General features: G+C 71.9%; 21 protein-coding genes. 6 read left to right on the forward strand and 15 right to left on the reverse strand.

All coding sequences use genetic code 11. The features are described 5' to 3' along the window. The first annotated feature begins 13 nt into the window (after positions 1-13). The 3 genes from OG594_RS36555 to OG594_RS36565 all read left to right on the forward strand — a co-directional run bounded on the left by OG594_RS36555 (position 14) and on the right by OG594_RS36565 (position 1,197). Positions 14-418, forward strand: coding sequence for an STAS domain-containing protein (locus OG594_RS36555; RefSeq protein ID WP_266444641.1), 405 nt, complete (start codon positions 14-16; stop codon positions 416-418). Between the two features lie 44 nt (positions 419-462). After that, positions 463-684 (forward strand): alkylphosphonate utilization protein, encoded by a 222-nt coding sequence (locus OG594_RS36560; RefSeq protein WP_030648694.1) that lies wholly within the window; start codon positions 463-465, stop codon positions 682-684. A gap of 177 nt (positions 685-861) precedes the next feature. Then, positions 862-1,197 (forward strand): helix-turn-helix transcriptional regulator, encoded by a 336-nt coding sequence (locus tag OG594_RS36565; RefSeq protein WP_266444646.1) that lies wholly within the window; start codon positions 862-864, stop codon positions 1,195-1,197. Between the two features lie 261 nt (positions 1,198-1,458). Here OG594_RS36565 and OG594_RS36570 read toward each other — a convergent pair whose 3' ends face one another. The 14 genes from OG594_RS36570 to OG594_RS36635 form a co-directional block, all read right to left on the reverse strand. Continuing rightward, the gene (locus tag OG594_RS36570) at positions 1,459-1,617 is read right to left on the reverse strand and encodes a DUF6126 family protein (protein ID WP_167745551.1); all 159 of its coding nucleotides are present in this window, start codon (positions 1,615-1,617) and stop codon (positions 1,459-1,461) included. Then, a complete protein-coding gene (locus OG594_RS36575) occupies positions 1,614-1,817 on the reverse strand; it encodes a hypothetical protein (RefSeq protein ID WP_033221495.1) in 204 nt (67 codons plus the stop codon). The genes OG594_RS36570 and OG594_RS36575 overlap by 4 nt, the downstream gene beginning before the upstream one ends. After that, a complete protein-coding gene (locus OG594_RS36580) occupies positions 1,814-2,263 on the reverse strand; it encodes an ATP-binding protein (RefSeq protein WP_051763362.1) in 450 nt (149 codons plus the stop codon). The genes OG594_RS36575 and OG594_RS36580 overlap by 4 nt, the downstream gene beginning before the upstream one ends. Before the next feature lie 34 nt (positions 2,264-2,297). Continuing rightward, a complete protein-coding gene (locus OG594_RS36585; protein ID WP_244290821.1) occupies positions 2,298-2,474 on the reverse strand; it encodes a hypothetical protein in 177 nt (58 codons plus the stop codon). Between the two features lie 131 nt (positions 2,475-2,605). Next, positions 2,606-2,950 carry a carbonic anhydrase gene (locus OG594_RS36590; RefSeq protein WP_323185483.1) on the reverse strand — a complete coding sequence of 115 codons (345 nt, stop codon included), beginning with the start codon at positions 2,948-2,950 and terminating at the stop codon, positions 2,606-2,608. Between the two features lie 216 nt (positions 2,951-3,166). Then, positions 3,167-4,153 carry a thiopeptide-type bacteriocin biosynthesis protein gene (locus OG594_RS36595; RefSeq protein WP_266444655.1) on the reverse strand — a complete coding sequence of 329 codons (987 nt, stop codon included), beginning with the start codon at positions 4,151-4,153 and terminating at the stop codon, positions 3,167-3,169. A gap of 83 nt (positions 4,154-4,236) precedes the next feature. Beyond that, positions 4,237-5,433, reverse strand: a complete 1,197-nt coding sequence (locus OG594_RS36600; protein ID WP_266444658.1) for a lanthionine synthetase C family protein — start codon at positions 5,431-5,433, stop codon at positions 4,237-4,239. Beyond that, positions 5,430-8,399: a lantibiotic dehydratase gene (locus OG594_RS36605; RefSeq protein WP_266606720.1), complete on the reverse strand. Its 2,970-nt coding sequence runs from the start codon at positions 8,397-8,399 to the stop codon at positions 5,430-5,432. Before OG594_RS36605 ends, OG594_RS36600 begins: the two co-directional genes overlap by 4 nt. 142 nt (positions 8,400-8,541) lie before the next feature. Then, positions 8,542-8,721 (reverse strand): FxLD family lanthipeptide, encoded by a 180-nt coding sequence (locus tag OG594_RS36610; protein ID WP_252310324.1) that lies wholly within the window; start codon positions 8,719-8,721, stop codon positions 8,542-8,544. 2 nt (positions 8,722-8,723) lie between these two features. Continuing rightward, positions 8,724-9,968 (reverse strand): methyltransferase, FxLD system, encoded by a 1,245-nt coding sequence (gene fxlM, locus OG594_RS36615; RefSeq protein ID WP_252310325.1) that lies wholly within the window; start codon positions 9,966-9,968, stop codon positions 8,724-8,726. Between the two features lie 183 nt (positions 9,969-10,151). Further along, entirely contained in the window at positions 10,152-11,258 is a 1,107-nt protein-coding gene (locus OG594_RS36620; protein ID WP_266606721.1) for a hypothetical protein, read from the reverse strand. Then, positions 11,255-12,163 (reverse strand): NAD(P)-binding domain-containing protein, encoded by a 909-nt coding sequence (locus OG594_RS36625; protein ID WP_266606722.1) that lies wholly within the window; start codon positions 12,161-12,163, stop codon positions 11,255-11,257. The genes OG594_RS36620 and OG594_RS36625 overlap by 4 nt, the downstream gene beginning before the upstream one ends. Next, positions 12,160-13,311, reverse strand: a complete 1,152-nt coding sequence (locus tag OG594_RS36630) for a hypothetical protein (protein WP_266606723.1) — start codon at positions 13,309-13,311, stop codon at positions 12,160-12,162. Before OG594_RS36630 ends, OG594_RS36625 begins: the two co-directional genes overlap by 4 nt. A 127-nt stretch (positions 13,312-13,438) precedes the next feature. Then, positions 13,439-13,843, reverse strand: a complete 405-nt coding sequence (locus OG594_RS36635; RefSeq protein ID WP_266606724.1) for a hypothetical protein — start codon at positions 13,841-13,843, stop codon at positions 13,439-13,441. A gap of 163 nt (positions 13,844-14,006) precedes the next feature. Between OG594_RS36635 and OG594_RS36640 the strand changes: the two genes are divergently transcribed. From OG594_RS36640 to OG594_RS36650, 3 genes are all read left to right on the forward strand, one after another. Continuing rightward, entirely contained in the window at positions 14,007-15,389 is a 1,383-nt protein-coding gene (locus tag OG594_RS36640; protein ID WP_266354044.1) for a hypothetical protein, read from the forward strand. Positions 15,390-15,651: 262 nt separating this feature from the next. After that, positions 15,652-17,013: a tetratricopeptide repeat protein gene (locus OG594_RS36645; RefSeq protein ID WP_266606725.1), complete on the forward strand. Its 1,362-nt coding sequence runs from the start codon at positions 15,652-15,654 to the stop codon at positions 17,011-17,013. After that, positions 17,010-17,900 carry a glycosyltransferase family 2 protein gene (locus OG594_RS36650; RefSeq protein WP_266606726.1) on the forward strand — a complete coding sequence of 297 codons (891 nt, stop codon included), beginning with the start codon at positions 17,010-17,012 and terminating at the stop codon, positions 17,898-17,900. The genes OG594_RS36645 and OG594_RS36650 overlap by 4 nt, the downstream gene beginning before the upstream one ends. 1,146 nt (positions 17,901-19,046) lie before the next feature. Here OG594_RS36650 and OG594_RS36655 read toward each other — a convergent pair. Beyond that, entirely contained in the window at positions 19,047-19,538 is a 492-nt protein-coding gene (locus OG594_RS36655) for an OsmC family protein (RefSeq protein WP_266444682.1), read from the reverse strand. Positions 19,539-19,729 lie beyond the last annotated feature (191 nt).

A 19,729-nucleotide genomic window follows, 5' to 3' on the forward strand; every position in this document is an offset into this window, starting at 1 on the left:
CGAGGAGCTGACGATGACGATCGAATGGCGCTACACGACCAGTCAGGACCTGGGGGTCCTGTCCCTGGCCGGGTATCTCGGCGCGGACGCCACCGACCGGTTCACCGGCGCCATCGGCTGGGCGCTCGCCCGGGGTACCGGCCCGGTCATCCTCGACCTGACCGGTCTGCTGGGCTGGTCGGCCGGCGGGCAGATCGCGGTCGCGCAGGCCGCCCGCCGCCTCGGCGAGAGCGGGCGCCGACTCGAGCTCGCCGCGATACCCGCGGACGGATCTCTCGTCCCGGACGCCACCTGCCCGCCCGTCACCGTCCACTGCGACCTCGCCGCCGCCCTGTCCGCCCACGGCGCCCACGGCACGGTCAAGCAGTGGACCACCGATGACTGGCCCACCTCCCCCGAGGAACCCGCCCTCACCTGAGACCAGCACGACCATTCACGAGAACGACGAAGGACACCTGCACCATGAGCGACATCATCTTCAAGGACTCCAACGGCACCGTCCTGGAGGACGGGGACTCGGTCACCCTGACCAAGGACCTGAAGGTCAAGGGCACCTCCGAGACCCTCAAGCGCGGCACCCTGGTCAAGAACATCCGCCTCACCTCCCGCCCCGGCGAGGTCGAGTGCAACACCAAGAAGGTCAAGGGCCTGGTCTTGAAGACCGAGTTCCTCAAGAAGGCCTGACCGGCGAAGGACCCGCCCTGGGGGTCCGAACGTCACGAAGGTGCCCCGCCCGGGTCCCGTGAGTTGCAGGGATCTGCAATTGTGGAGGTCACAAGGTGTGAAGAGGGGCGAACGGATGCCCCTGCGAAGGAACGGTTCCGGGTGGATGAGATGGGCAGTCAGGACAGAGGTACGAAGGTGAGCACACCGCTGTACCAGCTGAAGGCGGAGTTCTTCAAAACGCTGGGTCACCCGGTCCGCATCCGAGTCCTGGAACTCCTCTCCGTACGCGAGCACGCGGTCGCCGAGATGCTGCCCGAGGTAGGGGTGGAGGCCGCGAGCCTCTCCCAGCAGCTGGCCGTCCTGCGCAAGGCCAACCTGGTGGTCACCCGCCGGGAGGGCTCGAACGTGTACTACACGCTCACCCACCCCCAGATCGCCGAACTCCTGCGGGTCGCCCGCGGCATCCTCTCCGGCGTCCTGGAGGGCCAGGCCGAACTTCTGGCCGACCTCAAGGCCAGCCGCCACGCTTGAGCGGTGCCCCACGGTGCCGGCCCTGCGGGGCCCGCACCCCACATACTGCGGCCGTCTTCCGTTAGTGCGGGTTCAACGCGCTTCTGACACCGGAAGACGGCCGCTCCCTCTTGTGTTCTGCACCGACGGCTCGGCCACGGATACCGCTGGCCCCGAGGGTGGCCCGCATTCAGCTGTGCGGGCTCGACGGACGAACCGAGACGGAACCTTCAACCGCCCTGCCGTCCGTGGATCCCGCCGGGCGCCGCTTCAGCCCTGGTCTCATTTCTGGGCGTGTTGGCCCAGGTAGAACAGCAGCCAGATGAACCCGGCGAACACGTGCGTGCCGAAGATGTAGAAGAAGGCGCGCAGGGCGACGCCCTTCTCTTTCCATTTCTCCTGGTCCGCCGCCGTGTTCTTCTCGGGCGGGTTATCCGTCATGATGCGTCTTCCTTCCCGGTGTCCGGCTCCTGGAGCAGGTCGGTGCACGGGCGGACGAGAACCTGCATGCCGTGCTCGCCGGCGTACTTGATGACGGCCGCGACTTCCCCGGCCTCGACTGTGCGGACGTCCTGCTTGGGGCCGGTGCTGAGGTAGGTGATCTCGTACATCGGGACGGCCCGTTGGGTGATGTTGGTCAAGGTGTGCCTTCCGGCAGGATGAAGCGGACGACGATCGTCTTGCCGCGCCCTCCGGAGGAGGGCTCGATGCGGACGTCGCCGCCGAACGCACGCGCAAGGTCAGCCACCGCGCGTAGCCCCTGCCCGGAGGTCCGGCTGGCATCGGCCAGCGTTAACGGGCGCGAGTCCAGGTCCCCGACGGATACCACGAGCAAGTGCTCGGTCATGTGGAGGGTGACCTCCGCATCCGGGGAGTGCTGGGCGTGCCGGATGGCGTTGGTCACCAGCTCGCTGACCACCAGGAGCACGGCCCCGAAGAGCGTGGAGGAGCTATCCAGGCCAAAGAGGACCAGGGCGCGTTCGCTGCGCTCGCGCACGGCTCGTACGGAACCCGGCGCCAGCGGCACCGTCCACACGTGCTTGCGCCCCTCGACGGCCTGCTGCCCGCCGGGGTGCCGGCCCGTCACCGACGCCTCAGACCGGCCGGTGACACTGTCCGGTTCACCGGCTGTCCCCAGCGTCGGTGGCGACGCCGTGATCGTGGGCCACGCGCAATGCGTCCTCCAGCTCCTCTGCGGCCTGCGCCTCCTCGAAGGCGTCGTCAGCCTCCTGTGCAGCCTGCAGACGAGCCCGCGCCACACGGACCCGTTCCAGCGCCGCTTCCTTGAACCCGGCCACACCGCGACCCCCGTCCATCGTATCGAGAATTCGTAAATTGCATAACTCTGCAAGTCTACCGGGTGTGGGTCCGTCAGGAGGTTCATGGTGAGTGGTGAGGCCGGCTACCCGATCTCACCTGCCCCGGCTGGTCAGGGAACCTTACGTACCCGCTGGCTGGTCAGCTCGTAGCGGGCGCCGGCCACGGCCAGGCGGCCGTCCGCGACTCGGGCGGCGAGGTCCGGCTCGTCGGCAAGGCGTGCCCGGACCCGGCGCACGTTCTCGGTGGCCGCCGCGTCGATCCGGGCCTTGCCTTGAAGCCGGTGGTCGATCGCCGGTCGGATCCGGTCCGCCAGATAGCGGATGTGTGCCGGGAGCTCGCCACCGGCCTCGGCGTGTACGGCCGAGGCGACCGCCCCGCAGCCCTGATGGCCCAGGACGACGATCAGCGGGACGCCGAGCTCCAGCACGCCGTAGTTGAGGCGGCGGATTAGTATTCGACGAGGCGGTCATAGCGAGGCTGGCTGCGGAGAACTCGGTCACCCACGCTTTGAGGGGCTGGCGGCAGTAGCGGTGCTCAGATCACTGCCCGACGCCCGCAGATTGGCAGCAGCCCGGCAGGTGAGAAGGAGCACCGCAATCGGCGCAGGTGCTGCCGGTCACCTGCCCTCGATGGCAGGCCGACCGGATCTGGCGTGCGGGAACCCGTCCTGTCACGGCTCCTGGTCGGCGGAAGCCGCGTTCATGATGACGGCTCGGGTGGCGTGGGCGAGGGTGGCCTGTGCGCGTGCGGTGAGCCCGTGACGGTTCCAGTGGAAGATCACGTGGTGGGCGAGGATGTCGCGGGGGCCGCGTTGCAGGATGCCGCTCTGGGCAGCGTTGCTGATGGCCTGCCCGGCAGTCGTGAACGCGGCGAGCCACGGGGCGGCGGCTTCCATCGTGCCGCCGGGGCCGGTCAGGGTGCGGGTGTCGAGGGACAGCAGCCTCCGCAGTCCGCCGCCCATGCCGCTCAGGTGGTCGGGGGTGATGTCCTCGGGCAGGGGCCTCACCCGGGCCACCCGGTCCCACACGTCGCCCTGTTCGTACCAGTCCAGCCCGGCAGATCGGAACAGGGCGGTGCACAGCAGCATCGACATCTCGCGCCGTCCCAACCCCTGGGGCTGGTGGGTGCGGGCGAGGAAGTAGCGGCTGTCGGCGTGGAGGAGGCCGTGGGCGGTGGCGATGCCGTCCGGGCCGCCGAAGGCGAGGACTTCCGGCTCGTAGACGGTCGGCCACCAGCGGATGATCTCTGCGGACTGGACGAGCGCCCCGAGCAGTTGGGAGGTGGCGAGGTGGAGTTGGGCGGGGTCGGCGCCCCGTGTGGGCAACAGCCGAAGCCGCCAGCATGGCGCCTTGCGGATGTACCACCACGCGGCCAGGAGTCCGCTGTCCTCCAGCGTTCGCAGGAGGGGGGCGAGGTGGGTTGCGGCGGCGTCTTCGGCGCGGTCGAAGTCGGCGAACTCGATGCGGACCTGGTGCCAGTCGCGGCGGGCGGCCTGCTCGGCGAGGACGGCTTGCCCGGCTGCCCGGTAGAGGGTGACGGCGTCGCCGAGTTCTTCGGCGTCGATGCCCGCACGGGCGGCGGTGGCGGCGAGGGACTGCCCGGACAGGACGGCGAGGACGGCGTGTTCAGTGCTCTGGGGGGCGTGCGGGGCGTTCATCAGGGGTGGTTCCTCTCCGCGGAAGGTGACGGGAAGCACGCGGCCGGCGCGTGTGCTCTGGAGCAGCTGGGCCGGTGCGGGGGTCAGGTGATGAGGAGGCAGGCGTCCCAGCCGGAGGCGGGCGGCCGGTCGTAGAGGGCGGTGGCCTGGGCGAGGGCCTGTCCGGCGGCGCCTTCGAGGAACCCGGTGTCCTCGGGCGCGTGCTGGCCGGTGAACGTGTCCGCCAGGCGGCGCACGGCGACGGCAAGGCCCGGGGTGCGGGCGTCGCGGGCTGCCCGCCACACGGTCTGGAACAGTCCCGCCGCGCCGTGGCACACGCCAGCGTCGGTGACCTTGGCGAGCTGGCGGGGGTCGGCGAGGCAGGCGAGCAGCGCGTGCTCGGCGGCCTCCTGGCGGCGGGTGTCGGCGGTGGCGATGGCGGCGAGCTGGAGGGCGCGGGCGATGCCGGGGGTGCCGTAGCACCACGACGGCCGCCACGGCCCGGTCGCGTTCGGGCGTCCCGCCGCCGCCTCTTCGCGGGTGATCGTCTCCGGCCACCAGGGGCCGCTCGCGCCGTCCTGGCGCCACTGGTCGAACCAGGCGGTGATGGTGGCGATGGCCTCGCGCTGCCCGTCCACGGCGACGCCCCGGCGTTGGGCCTGGGCGAGGAGGGCAAGGGGGCCGGTGATGCCGTGGGCCATGCCGAAGTTGCCGTGTCCGCCCGGGGTGTAGAAGCGGTGCGGGTCGTGGGCGCACCACCAGCCCGGCAACGTCTCCTCGTGCACGGTCAGTGGCCGGGTGAGGGCGACGAGGTAGGTGAGGACTGCGGCGAGGGCGTCGCTGCCGGGGGTGTGGTGCAGCAGGTGCACGCCGATGCCGGTCAGGCCGTGCAGCAGGTCGTACTCGGCGAACGCGGGCAGCTCGCCGCGCCGGATGCGGGCGTGGGCGGCTTCGGTACGACGGTGCGCGAGGGCGGCGGTGGCCGCATCGAGCCGGTCCCGGGCGGTGCGGTAGCGGTCGTGGCCGTCGGCTGCGGCCGTGTGCAGGACGAACGCCAGGCCGGGGGCGCCGTAGCTGAGGCAGGCGGTGTCGGCTGCGGTCACCTCCGCGCGGGTCGCCTCCGTCAGCCATGCTCCGACCTGCTCCCACGTACCGGCCCCGGTCAGGGCGCGTTCGATGTGCCACAGGGCGACCCCGGCCGCACCAGCCACGAGGGACTGCCCGAGCGCGGTGTCCCCGGCCGGGTCGGGGGCGGCCAGACGCGGGCCGAAGCGAGTCTCGAGGACGGTGGCGGCGTTCACCGGAGGGCCTTGCGCAGGTGGGTGTGCGGGAGGGCGGCGGTGCGGGCGAGGCGATGGGTGACCCGCTCGGCGTCCGGGCCGCCTCCCAGGGCGCGAACGTGGTGGAGGTGGAGGAGGGAGCGGAGCACGGTCATCGGTTCCCGCTGCTCGGCGAGGGTGTTCCGGTAGGCGGCGAGTGCGTCGGCGCGGGCCGCCCACGCCCCGGCCACGGCAGCGGCGTCCGGGTCGTCGCGCCAGGCGGCGCCAGGGGCGGTGAGGGCACGCACGTGCCGGATGAGGGCGGCATCGACGGGTCCGCTCTCGCGCGGCAGGGCTGCGACGAGCCACGCCCAGCCGTCGGCCGGGCAGGGCGCGAACGCGGTGGCGAGGTCGGCGAGCGAAGCGGCGGTGACCGCTTGGGCCGGAAGGCCGGTACGGGCCGCGTACGCGATCTGGGCGAGCGCGGCCGCGCTGTCGGTGGCGAACACCCGCTCGGCGGCATCGCGGGCCACCCCGTGCCCGTAACGGCCGTCCTGCGGCCGGTAGGCGATCAGGTCCAGCCGGGAGGCGAGATGGAGGCTTCGCAGCTCGTCGGCCCAGGTACCGAGCCGTTCGGCGGCCTGCCCATAAGCGGCGGCGCCGTCCAGGTGGAGGTTGAGGACCAGGGGGCGGTCGCGGTTGGGGTGGGAGGCGTCGTGGTGGCGGGTGAACCACCAGCCTGGGGCCGGGTTCCATCCGTCGAGCAGGCGGGGCAGGTGCTCGGTCAGGATCTCGTCCTGCCGGGCGGGGTGCCCGTGCAGGTGCGCGCACACCATGGGGGAGACACCGGGCGTCTGTGGTACGGCCGCTGGGACGGCGGGCCCGACCGGGGCGGGGGTGGGGGTGGTGGCGTGCAGGACGGTCAGGAACTCGTGGGCGCGGCCCATGAACCCGCCCGCGACAGGTGACGTGGAGCCTGCGGCCGGCGAAGGTGCTTCACGCACTTCCACCTCCCCGGCCCGATCCAGGCGGGCCCGGAGGAGTTCGCGGTGGAGCGGCACGTCCAGATCGAGGGGCAGCCGCATCTCGGTCTCGGCCAGGACCACCTGCGCCGGGACGCGTTGCCGGTTCCGCCACCGGGCGAATGCCTCCTCCCACTCGGAGCGCGCGGCGGCCGGGCCGGGTAAGGCGCTTGCGGCCAGTAGCCAGCGGGCCGGGGCCAGGACGGTCCGGCCGTGGCGGACCCGGGGCAGGAACGGGAGGCGGGAGGCGGCGCCCCAGTCGGGCAGCCGCCAGACGGCACGGCGGGCGCCTGCGACTTCGGCGAGGAACCGAGCCAGCGGCGACGTCTGCACGCGCGGCTCCAGCGCGTGCAGCACGCGGGGCTCAAGGACTTGTCCGGTGGAGCAGCGGATCAGGTACAGGTGGCGGGCGTCGCAGGTGACGGCGAGATCATCGAGCGGGATGCTGCCGGGCCCGGGTTCGGGCCAGCCGAGGGAGACCGTGTGCTCCAGCAGGCGCGGGGTCCGGATGACGTTGGAGCTGCGCCGTCTGCGGGCGGGGAAGACGAGCTGGGCGGGCAGCGGCCCGGCCGGGCCCGCCAAGGCGGCGGCCAGCGCGGCGGCATCCTGCTCGGGCAGGAGGTCGGCGAACCGTCCGACCATGGACGACGAGGGCCGGGCCGCTGCCGTCAGCCATAGCTCGAACCGGCCCCGCCGCACGGCGTCCGCATCGTCGGCGTACAGCTGGAAGGCAAGCTCCACCGAGGGCGGCGGCACCAGCTCGTCGGCGTCGACCACGGCCAGCGAGGCGAGGAGGGGTTCGGTGAGGGCCACCTCGCGGGCCCCGTCGAGGGCGGCCTGCTGGGCGAGTGCGAGGAACGCTTCGTCGCGGGCGGACAGCATCCGGGCCGGGGTCGGGCGGTCAGACCCCAGGAACCCGGGCGGGAAGCCGAGCCCCCCGTCACCCACCAACTCCATGACGGGCACGGCAGCACCGGCCCCGTACGTCTGCCGGAATCGCTGGTGGAAGTCACGCCAGGCCGGATTCCCGAACGGGTACGGCGAGAGCCGGGCCAGCACGGAAGCCGCCGACTCGGCCTCGGACAGCACGCCGGCGGGAATGGTGACCTGGGCGTCGAGGACGGCGTCCGGCCAGGACGGCGAGGTGCTGCCGGTCACTTCCGTGGTGGGGGCCAGGAGAGGACCGGGCGTGACGGTGGGGTCGGTGAGGGAACGGAGGTGGGCGAGCGGGTCGGCGGCCGTGGCCGTGGCATCCAGGACGGACAGCAGCACGCCATGCTCCAAGAGCTGGACGAGGAGGCCGTGGACGCTCTCGTTGTCGGCGTGCGGGTAGTCGGCGGCGACGGCTTTGGCGACGTCCGGGAACAAGGCGGGGGCGGTGGCGGCGGCCAGGGCGGTACGGACGGGCCCGGTGGCCGCCACGGACACCTCCAACGGGGAGAGGCCGTCGGCGGGCGTACGGCCGGGCCCCACGATCCGGCCTCCCCGGGCACACGCGGCCGGGTTCGCCACGACGAGCAGACGTTCGCGGATGCCAGCGTATGAGGCGAGCTGGTCGGTCACGGCGCCCAGCCAGACGGCGTCCGGCCGCAGCACGGCCCGGTGGCCGGGACCCCACAGGGCCTGCGGCGTGGGCCCGGTGCGGGCCGACGCGACTCCGGCGAAGTACCCGAACGGGGTGGCCCGTCCCTGCCAGCGCAGCAGGTAGGCGGCTGTGGAATGCACCAGCCGCCGGACCTCCTTCCCGGACGGCACGGGAGCGGTGAGCAGGGCCGTGGTCTGCGCGGCCAGGACGGGGCTTGCGGCCTCCAGCGCCTGCCGGGCCTGGGGATGCTCCCCGACGGCCGCCAGCCAGGCCCGGCCGCGTTCGGGCCCGCCGGGCCCGGACGGGTCCACGTCGGACGCGGGAACCCCTGTGCCGGGGTGCGTGGTGGCCCGCACCATCAGGGCCTGCGTGTGCCGATACAGCCGTGCTCCGCGCCCCATAACTCTTCGCCCCCTGGCAGCTGTCGTGGTGTGGTCGTGGTGCCGCCGGGCACACACGTGTGCCCGGCGGCGGGGATGGTGCAGGTGACGGGGAGCACGGCGGCCGGCCTCCCTGCTCCGCCTCACCTTCGCGGCGGTCCGGTCAGGAGGGGTCGTTGACGGACGACGCGCACGCGGTGGAGCCGTTGGAGCAGGTCGAGCCGCAGCCGTCGTCGGTGCTGCGCAGGAGGCTCGCGACGGGCGCCCCGGCCTCGACCACGCGCACGTCCAGGTTGAATTCGCCGCTCAGGCCGGTCGTTGCCGTGGCGATCTGCTTGGTCATGATCACTTCTCCTTGTTCGCGGTGGTGCTCTTGTTGGCCTGGTCCTCGCGGGGCCAGGAGATGACGATGCGGCGGTGCCGCTTGGTGATGACCCGACCGGCGGGCAGCTCGGACTCGGGGGTCGTGGCGGGGTAGGCGTAGATCACCGGCTCGCTGCGGCGGTGGTCGCGGTCCCAGACGCGGATCTCCTCCACCAGGGCCTGGGCCACGGCCTTGGCGTCGGGGCCGTAGCCGTGCGCCCCGAACTCGGCCCGGTCGCCGTTGCGTCGGATGGTCATGTAGGCGAGGGAAGCCCCGTCGAGGAGGGACAGGCAGGCCGACTTGTTCTGCGGGGCGACGAGACCGGTGTCCAGGTCCCCGTCCACGGACATGAGGCAGAAGCCGTCCAGGGCGGTCGCCAGCCACATCTGCAGGCCGGTGAACGGCTCGCTCATGGCCACGGTGACCTCGGACCAGACTTCGGCCCGCTCGGTGTCGAACACACCGTTCAGGGCCTCCGGGTCCTCGGGCCAGCCCTCGTCGAAGCGCAGGGCGATCTCCCTGCCCCGCAGCAGGAGCAGGCGTTCCTGGTGTTCTCCGGCGCCCTGCATCGTGACGAAGCCGCACATCTGGGCGGACCGGGAGACGAGCCGGTCGCCGTCGAGGTCGAAAGCAACCGACCGGCTCAGGCCCCGCATCCGCAGCGGGACGACGAGGCGCCCGCCGTCGCTCAGCTGGTCGGTCCAGGCGGGCGGGATGTCCCAGGCCCCGGCGGTGACGATCAGCCGGTCGAGGGCTCCGGTGTCCGGGATACCGCCCTCAGCATCGACGGTGTGGACCTTGACCCGGGCGTAGCCGTTCTCGTCCAGGAGCTTGCGGGCCCGCGCGGTGACGTCGGCATCGATGTCGACGGTGGTGACCACCCCGTCGTCGCCGACGAGTTCGGCCATGAGCGCGGCGTTGCAGCCGCCCGATCCGACTTCGGCCACGTCCTGACCGGGCTTCAGCTCGGCCTGCTCCAGCATCATGGCTTGAATGCGCGGCGCCGATACCGAGCTGACGGCGATGCCGTGCTGGTCCCTCTTGGTGGGGACCGCCGACTCCACCTCGTATGCCTTCTCGGGCGTCGCTTCGGGCGCGAACCGGTGACGGGCGACCGTCAGGAACGCGGCTTCGACCCGCTCGCTCGTGATCATTCCGGCCTTGACCATGTCGCTGGTCATCGCCTGGCGCAGCGCGGCCGCATTGTCATCCGTCGTGTCGGTCAACGTCTCTCTTCCTTCTTGTCGGTCTCCGGGGCAGGTCCCGCCACGTCCCGCCCCGGGGGCCCGTGGCGGGGGTTCAGCTCACACCACCGGCCATACCGGGTGTGGTGTTGGTGGGGACGCGCCCGGCGGAGGTGACCGGGAGCACGCACGCCGGCGTGGTGCTGTTGAGGACCTGCCGCGGGTTCAGGTGGTGGCGAGTTCGGCGAGGAATTCGACGTTCGCCTTGACGTCGTGGCCGAGGACCACGCTGTGGCGGGGCAGGTCGGCGAGACGGGTGGCCAGGAGTTCGCGGGTGACCCGGCTGGCTTCGCCGGTGGGGGCGAGGCCGAAGACGTCGGGGTAGCGGTCCTCGGTGGCCCCAGTGAAGAAGTCGTCCTCGCCCAAGGCCCTGCCCTCGCTGAGGACGGCCGGGGCGGCGTCGGGGTCGATACGCGGGAAGACGATCTTGGCGGCGCTGCCCTCGGTGGCCAGGGTCAACCCGAGCCAGGTCACCAGCTGGTCCGGGAAGAACTGCGGCTTGAGCTCCTTGCCGGAAGAGGAGCGAATGGGCAGGCGACGGCCGTCCAGAAGGGCGCGGGTGACGGACTCGTGCTGGGTGGGGTGGAGCTGTTCCCCGGAGAGGACGCGGGCACGTACGTCGTCGTAGAGACCGATGGCGTCGAGGAAGCCGAGACCGATCGCGGCGGCCGACGGCCACGGCAGCACGGCGACCCCGCCGTCTTCGTTGGGGCGGACGAACACGCGGTCGTTGGCCAGTAGCTGCCAGCCGGCGCGGGCCAGGAGGAACCCGACGGTGGACTTTCCCGCGCCCTTCTCGCCGAGGGCCAGCACGGTACGCCCGTCGCGGACGGCGGCGGAGGCGTGCAGGATGCGCCAGCCGTCTGTGAGGAGCCTGGAGCGCAGGACCTCGCGGGCCAGGCGGGCGGCGGCGAGCGCGACGGGCACCTCGTCGCAGCCGACGATCCGCAGGAGGCCGGGCTCGTACCGGTAGGCCAGGCGCTCGCCCGGCTGGACAGCGGCCACGACACCGTCGTTGCCCCGGGCGTAGAGCATGGGCTCGTTGGCGTACACGCACTCCTGGTGCCGGCCCTCGCCGATCTGTTGGGCGAGGGCGGCAACCTCGACCGCCTCGACGTCGGCGGCCACGACCGGACCCGCGTGCGGGGCGACGGCGTCCACGGCGTTCCACCACGGGCCGAAATAGCGCATGGACCAGTCGGTGATCACCGCCGTACTGCTGGTAACGGTGACGTGGGCTTGGGCGGCGCTGATGCGGGTCGCGAGGGTCATCGGGCTCCTTCGAGGTGGTGGGAGATCATCTTGCACGCGAGGTGGATCTTGTGGTCGGCGGCGGCGAGGAGACGCCGTTCAGCCGGGTCCAGGCGGGGCAGGCGGACGGCCGGGCGTCCGGCGGTGAAGTGGACGGGCAGGCCGAGCTGGGCGCCCTGGTGGTCGACGGACAGCTCAACCGGCCCGTCCTCAAGGCCGAGGGCGTGGGTGAGGGCGTGGAGCACAGCGCCGGCGGGGCCGCAGCGGCCCCGGCCGATCCCGGCGTTGATGCGGCGTGGGCGGGCGCCAAGCTCGGCCCGTACGGCCCGGACGGGTACATGGACGCGGCGGCCGTCGATCCGGGTGGTGGATGTGCACAGCACGGAGGCGTCGCCGTGTTCGCCGATCACGTGCCCGGCCACGCTCTCTACGGGGACGGCGAGTTCGGCGGCCAGCGCGAGGCGGTAGCGGGCGGTGTCGGTGGCGGAGCCGACCCCGTACACGCGGGCCGCGCCGGAGGCGCGGGCGAACAGCCACGTCAAAGGGTCGACGGGGTTGGTGACGACCACGGCCGTCCCCTCGTACCCGGTCAGGGAGCGGGCCAGGGCGGCGATCAGCGGGGCGTTGGCCTCCAGACCGGCCATCCGGACGTCGGCGGTCGCGGTGTTGGTGAACTTCGCCCGGGGGGCGACGACCACGGCCGCGCAGTCGCGCATGTCGGCGGGTTGGGCAGTCTGGGCCCGGACGGGCGAGCCGACGATCTGGGCCATGTCCTGGAGGTCGGTGACCAGAGCGGCGGCCGAGCGGTCGCTGCCGGAGGCGATCAGGATTTCCTCGCACCATCCGGCGGCCACGAGGAGGGCTGAGACGGTCTGGCCGACAGCTCCGGCTCCGATGACCCCGACGGGGCCGGTGCGCGAGCTCATCGTCCGGCCGCCGTTGCCGCGTGATCCAGGGCCAGGCGCCACACGGTGCGGCCGTCCATCGACACGGCCGCAAGGAGAGCGGAGACCCGGTCGAGGAGCGTGCACACGACGGGGGCCTGGGCGATCAGCGTGCGGGCCGACTCCGGCAGGGGCAGGCCGGTGGGAGCTGTCAGGTAGGTGGTGAAGATGTTGACGGTGTCCATCAGCCACAGGACGACCAACTGCCTCAGCCACGCCGCCCGCTCCGCAGGGGTCAGCCGGTAGGTGGCCAGGTCGGTGAACTGGCCGATGCCCTGGAGGACTGCGGTGGCGCCGGGCCCGGCTGGGGGCTGGACGATGAGCCCGAGGACCATGCGGGAGACGAGCTTGGCGACGTCGGACGCCGGGTGGCCCAAGGCCAGGCCCGGGTCGATGAACGTCGGCCGCCTCTCCGGCCCGTCCGGGAAGACGACGTGCTCCGGCTTCAAGTCGCCGTAGACGATCCCGATGCCGTAGGTGCCGGACAGCCGCATCTTCCGCAGCCGTGCCACGACGGCCCCCAGTACCGGCGCAGACGGCCCGGTCAGGGACACGTACGTGTCCCCGGAGATCCCGTTGAACTTGCGGGCGAACGTGCCGTGGACGGACCGCTCACGGATCGCAGCGCCCCCCACCAGCGCGGCCACCGCAGGCTTCTGGAGCGCGTCCAGCTCCTCCGCCACACCCGCCAAAACGTCGAACGTGCGGTGCGGGTCCTTCGCCAGGATCTCGCCGAGCGTCACACCGTCCACGGGTTCGGTGAACAGGACCCCGCCGGCCAGTCCGGCCACCGTCGCCGTCCCGAGTCCGGCTCCGGCCAGTGCCCCGTACTGGGCGGCCTCCCGCTCCAGCAGCGCGCCGGGCGACGATAAGTACGCGGCCTGTTTGGCCCTCACCTCCGCCCAGTCCCCGTGCGTGCCGCGCAGCACCGACGCCAGCGACACCCCCAGCAGGGACACCTTCGCGAACAGCGGCCGTCCGGCGGCCTCGACCCGGCGGACATACCCGGTCACCGACGGGATGTGCGGGCCGACCACCACCGGGCCGTCCGGCCACAGGGCGGCGGCGGCCTGGGCGATCCGCTCGTCCGCGTAGGCGAAGACGTTGTCCGGGCTGACGGTGGTGTTCACGGTGGGCTCCTCGATGACGGTCGAAGGTGGTGTGGAGCAGGTGCGCCGGCGAAGGTGCTGTGGAGCACCTGCCGCGGGTGGAGGGCCCCGGCCATGGCCGCCAAGGCCAGGCCACGGCCGGGGCCGGTCAGGCGGCCCGCCGTCTGGCGGGCGAGTGGTTGTCGGCCGCGTACCGGGCCAGGTGCTGGGCGAGCTTGGCCAGCAGCCTCAGCGAGGCGGCCGGGTCCCCGCCCCGCGTGGCGGCCATGTTGCGGGCGTGGTGGACCGTGGCGAGAGCTATGTCGCGGCCCCGGCCGTCCGGCATCCAGTCGGCGAACTCCTGTGCGGGCCCGGCCAGGTTGGTGATGTGCTGCCGCAGCCGCTCCCGGATCTGCGCGGCGGCCGTGCCGTGGGGGGCGTGGTCGGCGAGCGCGAGCGCGGTGTCGATGTCGCAGGCGACGTCCACGGAAGAGGTGACCGGCGGTACCTGGGCCGGCGGTGCGATGCCGGCCCTGGGCCGGGCGGGGAGGATCGGTGCGCTCGTGCGGGACATCTCCAAAGCTCCTGTTCACGGCTGATCCGGATGAGAGCAGCACCGAGAAGGCCGCCGGGCGGCCGGTTCCTCGGGCATGACGACTATTCAACTCACGGTGATCGGGCAGGGGTACCGTGTCGGCGAGGGCAAGCGGTATATCGGGTATACGGGCAGGTGCTTCATGGCCACACGCACACCGAACGACCGTCTCCGCGATCTGATCGCGGAGTCCGGCTTAACGTACGAAGCCGTCGCGAAGGCGGTCCGGTCCGTCGCGGCCGAGTGCGGGATGGCTCTGCGGACGAACAAGTCGGCCGTGGACCACTGGGTGCAGGGCGCCCGACCACAGCCCGACACGGCCCGCTATCTGGCCGTCGCGCTCTCCCGCCGCCTGGGCCGGCTCCTGACCCCCGTGGAGTTGGGCCTCGCCGACGCCGACCCGGACGGCGGCCATGACAGCATCGGTCTTACGCTGGGGGGCGATCCGATCGACTCCCTGATCCCGATGTGGAGGGCCGAGTTGGACCGCAGACGCTTCCTGTCGGCCTCCGCCTACTCGGTGGCCGCCGCAGCCCTGCCCCTGGCGTACGTACGCGACATCGCGGAGAGGACCGCAGCCGCCCGCACCGGTCAGGTCATCGGGATGGCCGAGGTCAACGCCGTGCGCGACATGATCGGCATGTTCTCCGAAATGGACGAACGCCATGGCGGCCAGCACGGCCGCTCCGCCCTGGTGACCTACCTCCGCGACGACGTCGCGCCGCTGTGCCGGGGCCGGTTCCGCACGGACGAGATCCGTGCCCAGATGCTGTCCGCCGCGAGCCGGGGCGTCCATTTGCTGGGCTGGAAGTCCTACGACGCCGGACAGCAGGGCCTTGCCCAGCGCTACTACCTCCAGTCCTACGGGCTCGCCGTAGAGTCCGGACTGCCCGGCCATGACGGGTTCGTGATGCGGACCATGGCCATGCAGGGGCTCAAGCTGCACCGTCCCGAGCACTGCCAGGGCCTCGCCGAGACCGGCCTCACCCGGGCCAAGGGCCGCGTGGACTCCCAGACCGAAGCCCTCTTCCGCGTCGTCCACGCCCACACCCTGGCCAAGACCGGGCTGTCGGCCGCCGCCCTCGCCGAAGTCGGCCGAGCCCGCGCCCTGCTGGAACAGGGCAGCCAGCGGGGCGACGAGGTGCCGTTCTGGGGCCTGGCGTGGGGGCCTGTGGCGCCGTCGGTGTTCTCCCGGACGGCGAAGGTCTTCGAAACCCTCGGGGACCACCGGGCCGCCGCCGCCGAGTACCTGCACGCCGCCGCCACGAGGCCCGCCGGAACCTACGCCCGGATCGTGGCCCTGGACCTGGTCGCGGGGGCGGAGCTCCACCTCAAGCGCGGCCGGATCGAGCAGGCGTGCGCCACGTTCGGGCAGGCCATGGACCACATGGAAGGCGTCCGCTCCGTGCGGACCCGCAAGGCCGTCAAGACCATGCGGGCCGACCTCGCACCCTTCCGGGCACGGGGGCTTCGCTGCGCGGCCGAGCTGGACGAGCGGGCCGTGTCGTTCCTCGCCACCGCGTAGGAGGCGACCGGGAGTACGCGGCCCGGCGGAGGTGACGCCGGTCCTGGGGTGGAGCGGTGCTGTCGTACGAGACATCTCCCTGGCTCCTCTTCGCGGTGGTCCGTGTAGGGCGAAGCGTCGGCGTGGGGCCGGGTTTCCGGACAGGTTCCGGGCCGATCGCGTTTGGCGTTACGGCTATTGAACTCACGGTGATCGGGTGGGGGTACCGTGGGCGGCGGGGCACCTTGTTCAATCTGTTCAAGATCGCTGCGGGGAGTGCGAGTTGGCGGAGAGTCGTAGTCCGAACACCGCGCTGGCAGACGTCATCGCCGAGGCCGGATGTACCTACGGGGTTCTGGCCAGGGACGTCCGTGCGGTGGCCGCCGAGTCCGGGGTGACGCTGCATACCTCCCGCTCGGCCGTTCACTCCTGGGTCATGGGTGGTACACCAAGCGGTCAGACCCGCTCGTACATCGCCGAAGCCCTCACCAGAAGGATGAAGCGGAAGGTCACGCCCACAGAGATCGGTCTAGGCTGCGCAGGCACCGGCGAGGCCCTGGGGGCCGATCCACTGGCCAACGCCACCGACCTCGGGAGATTCGTGATGCTCCGTCGCAGGAACTTCCTCAACGCCGCGTTCGCTACGGCCGCCGTCGCCCTGCCTCTCGTTTACGACCACCAGGCCGTCGCCGCGACCCTGCGGGCAGCCGAACGCGGCGGCGCCGTCGGCACTGAGGAAGTCGCCATCGTGCGGGAGCTCACGGAGACGTTCCGGAGCATGGATGAACGCTTGGGCGGAGGCCACGGCCTGACGATGGTGACCGCCTACCTCACCGACACCGTGGTCCCCATGCTGGAGGGCCGCTTCCCCTCGGAGCCGGTACGGCGCAGCGCGTTCGGGGCGGCGGCGACTCTGGCGTGCCTGGTGGGCTGGAAGCACCACGACTTGGGCCGCGAGGGCGCCGCCCAGCGCTACTACCTCCTCGGCTTCCAGTTGGCCTGCGAGTCAGACCCGTACGGGCACGCCGCGTGGATGATGCGGGCTCTGACCCACCAGGCACTCGACCTCGGTCACCCGCAGGCGTGCATCGGCCTGGCGGAGGAGGCGCTGCGGCGTGCGACGGGCAATGTCGACCGGCAGACTGAGGCCCTACTGCTGGTCACCTGCGCCAGGGCGTACGGGGCTGATGGGCAGAGCGGGAAGGCGGCGGCGGCCCTGCTGTCGGCCGAGGACGCGATGCTCACCGCAGGTGACCCGGTCCCTGTCTACGCTGCCGCGTCGGGTCCGGTCGCGGCCACCGTTGCTTCGCACACCGGCAAGACCCTGACCGAGATGCGCGAACACCGGGCTGCCGAGAAGCACTACCGGGCGGCGCTCAAGGGACGGACGCCGGGGACCTATCAGCGGGTTCACGGCCTGACCATGGTCAACATCGGGCGGTCGGTCGCTGCGCAGCAGCGGCACGAGGAGGCCGTGGCCGTGTGGGGTCGGTCGCTGGATTTCATGGATGGCCTGGTCTCGGACCGGACCGTGAAGGAGATCAGGGCGATCCAGTCCACGGCTGCCAGCTACCGCAAGCGCCAAATCCCCGGAGCTGGGGCCTTGCACGAACGCGCCGTCGACCTGCTGCGAGCCCAGGCATGAACCGCGCCCGGACCGGTCCGCTGACGGTCGGCGTCGTGATCATCACCATGGGAGACCGGGAGGCTGAACTCTGTGCTCTCCTCAAGTCGGTGGCAGTCCAGGAAGGCGAGCCCGCCAAGGTCATCGTGCTCGGGCAGGGAGCGAAGCTCCCCGCTCTGCCGGACCCGGTGGCGGCCGTCGAACTGCCGGAGAACCTGGGAATCCCCGGCGGCCGGAACGCCGGGGTGCGGTGGCTGCGCGAACACGGCGGCGCTGACATCGTCCTTGTCCTCGACGACGACGGCCTCCTCCCTCGAACCGACACCCTCCACCTGGTCCGGGAAGCGTTCACAGCGAATCCGAAGCTGGGGATCGTCGGCTTCCGCATCGCCGACGAGAACGGCGTCTCCCAGCGCAGGCACGTCCCCCGCCTCGGGGGCGCTGACCCGCTCATCTCTGGGCCGGTCACGACGTTCCTGGGCGGCGCCCACGCCATCCGCATGGACGTCATCGACCAGGTCGGCGACTTCCCCGACAAGTTCTTCTACGCCCATGAGGAGACCGACTTCGCCTGGCGGGCCCTGGATGCTGGGTGGGAGATCGACTACCGGGCCGACCTGGTCCTGACCCACCCCCGGACCCCGGCCTCGCGGCACGCGGTCTACTACCACCACACCGGCCGCAACCGGGTCTGGCTCGCGAAGCGGCACCTGCCCGCCATCCTCGTCCCGGTCTACCTCGCCACCTGGGCGGCGTACACGCTTGCCCAACGGCCCCCACTGTCCGGACTGAGGTCGTGGTGGGCCGGGTTCTTCGAGGGGGTGCGGGTGCCGTGCCCGCCACGGCGTCCGATGCGGTGGCGGACCGTGTGGCGCATGACCCGACTCGGCCGACCACCGGTGATCTGACCTTCCCCGGTTTCTGATCTGTGAGGTGACGGGGAGCATGGCGCTGGCCGCGTGCACCCCGTCATCTCACCGCGAAGGTCAGCTGTCGCCAGGGGCTTCGGTGTCGTTGGGGCGGCCCGCGTCGTGTTCGCCCTCGCCCGTGTCAAGCAGGAACTTCGCGAATCCCTCGACGCCTACGGCCTCACGGCGGCGGTCGGGGTGAACCGGATTTACCCGACCCAGCCGACAGCGATCGCTGCTTTCCACGCCTGGCAACGGGCCGGCAACCATGATCCCGGCCCATGACGAGAGAACGGAGCCATGGCTTCTTCACGCGAGAGCTTGGCTGCGGCGCCTGTGCGCGGGTGAAGCCAGGACGATGTCCGGCGGCCCCGGATCTGGGGACCAGATCTGGGGACCAGTGCCGAGTACACGCATCTGGGCAATGGAGTAAGGAGGTCCGAACGCCATGGCGGACGGCTGGTCAGCCGGTATGCCACGCGGCCGCTGGGCTGCCTACTGGCTGCGCATCGGCTTCCAACGCGACGTTCCGGCCACCCTCTGTGCGTCGATGGGCAGGGTGCGCTGGACCGGCCCGATAGGGACGCTCAGGCCGGACAACTCGATCTCGCAGGTCGGATGGTCCTGCTGGAGTCGGTCGGGTGCTTGGCCGCGAGCAACTTGCGGACGCAGTCGGTGTCATCAGGGGCATTCATCCAGCGTCCGGCAGCGCGTGTCACTGCTCGGCCCTAAGCTCGCAAGGCAGGAGAAGGGGGAGTTCGTGCGCGATCGCATGCTCACAGCCGACGTACCACTCGGACCGTTCGAAGGCGCCAAGATCACTGTGCACTCGGCGAAGGGCAAGAACGCCAGACTGCATACGCGCAGAGAGTGTGGTCAGCTCCGGACGCCCCATGTGGCCACGATCGAGGTCCCGTTGAACGGGAACGTGGTGGACAGGTTCTGTTCGGGCTGTGCGGACTGGGGTCCGACGTCGCGGCCGACATCGGGGCTGGGCATCTTCATGAGGGCGCTCGGCGGATCGGGACTGCTCCATCAGCTGCAGGCCTATGCGGAGCCGGATGAGGACATGCACTGGACCCAGGGCGAGGTGCAGGCTGCGGCCGAGCTTGCGGTGGCCGCCTTCCGCCGCGGCGCTGGCACTGCTCAGGGCCGGGTAGGCGCTCGACCCGGGGCCGACTCGTCCGTGCGCCGGCCGCGGGCGGAGTGTTCGAGTTCGACAGTGGTCTCCGGCGGCTGCCGGAGCGTGTTGTGGACGGTGCAGTGCGAGGCGACAGCGAGGAGGCCGGCGCGCCGCTCCTCGGGCAGCTCCGGAGGCGGGGTGACCACGACGCGCACCGCGCCCACGCGGGCGGGCGGGCCGGCGGCCATCGCGAACTCCGCCCGTACGCCCAGGCCCGCCCGAGGCAGGCCATGGCGCAGCAGGTAGCGCCCCGCGTAGAAGGCGACGCACGTGGCCAGGGAGGCGGCGAACAGTTCAGTCGGCGTGGGTGCGGTGTCCGTCCCGCCCGCTCCCAGGGGCTGGTCCACGCGAAGCCGGTGTCCGCGCACGTCGACCGCGTACACGTCACCCTCGACATGGGTGACGTCGAGCCGTTGCAGGTCCTCCGACGGCCGTGCCGCTGTGGTGTCCGTCATGGCGGGGCCTCCGTTTCGGGTGGGCTACTGCCACTCTGATCGGCCGGCGGTCCTCGGGCATGGGCCTTTCGGGCCCTTCCGGGGACCTCTCGGCCTCTGAGGGCCGACTCGGCGAGTTCGGAGCACTCCGGGTCAGCCTCGCAGGCGCCGGATGCGAGATCGGCCGGATCGACTCGTCGGCGTCCGGCGGC

The organism is Streptomyces sp. NBC_01214 (assembly GCF_026340975.1).
GTDB lineage: Bacteria > Actinomycetota > Actinomycetes > Streptomycetales > Streptomycetaceae > Streptomyces.

Bases quoted from the DNA above. Each gene is read 5' to 3' on its own strand.
- OG594_RS36555 (WP_266444641.1), top strand. From the start codon at position 14: ATGACGATCGAATGGCGCTACACGACCAGTCAGGACCTGGGGGTCCTG.
- OG594_RS36560 (WP_030648694.1), top strand. From the start codon at position 463: ATGAGCGACATCATCTTCAAGGACTCCAACGGCACCGTCCTGGAGGAC.
- OG594_RS36570 (WP_167745551.1), bottom strand. From the start codon at position 1,617: ATGACGGATAACCCGCCCGAGAAGAACACGGCGGCGGACCAGGAGAAA.
- OG594_RS36595 (WP_266444655.1), bottom strand. From the start codon at position 4,153: ATGAACGCCCCGCACGCCCCCCAGAGCACTGAACACGCCGTCCTCGCC.
- OG594_RS36605 (WP_266606720.1), bottom strand. From the start codon at position 8,399: ATGGGGCGCGGAGCACGGCTGTATCGGCACACGCAGGCCCTGATGGTG.
- OG594_RS36610 (WP_252310324.1), bottom strand. From the start codon at position 8,721: ATGACCAAGCAGATCGCCACGGCAACGACCGGCCTGAGCGGCGAATTC.
- OG594_RS36620 (WP_266606721.1), bottom strand. From the start codon at position 11,258: ATGACCCTCGCGACCCGCATCAGCGCCGCCCAAGCCCACGTCACCGTT.
- OG594_RS36625 (WP_266606722.1), bottom strand. From the start codon at position 12,163: ATGAGCTCGCGCACCGGCCCCGTCGGGGTCATCGGAGCCGGAGCTGTC.
- OG594_RS36635 (WP_266606724.1), bottom strand. From the start codon at position 13,843: ATGTCCCGCACGAGCGCACCGATCCTCCCCGCCCGGCCCAGGGCCGGC.
- OG594_RS36640 (WP_266354044.1), top strand. From the start codon at position 14,007: ATGGCCACACGCACACCGAACGACCGTCTCCGCGATCTGATCGCGGAG.
- OG594_RS36650 (WP_266606726.1), top strand. From the start codon at position 17,010: ATGAACCGCGCCCGGACCGGTCCGCTGACGGTCGGCGTCGTGATCATC.
- OG594_RS36655 (WP_266444682.1), bottom strand. From the start codon at position 19,538: ATGACGGACACCACAGCGGCACGGCCGTCGGAGGACCTGCAACGGCTC.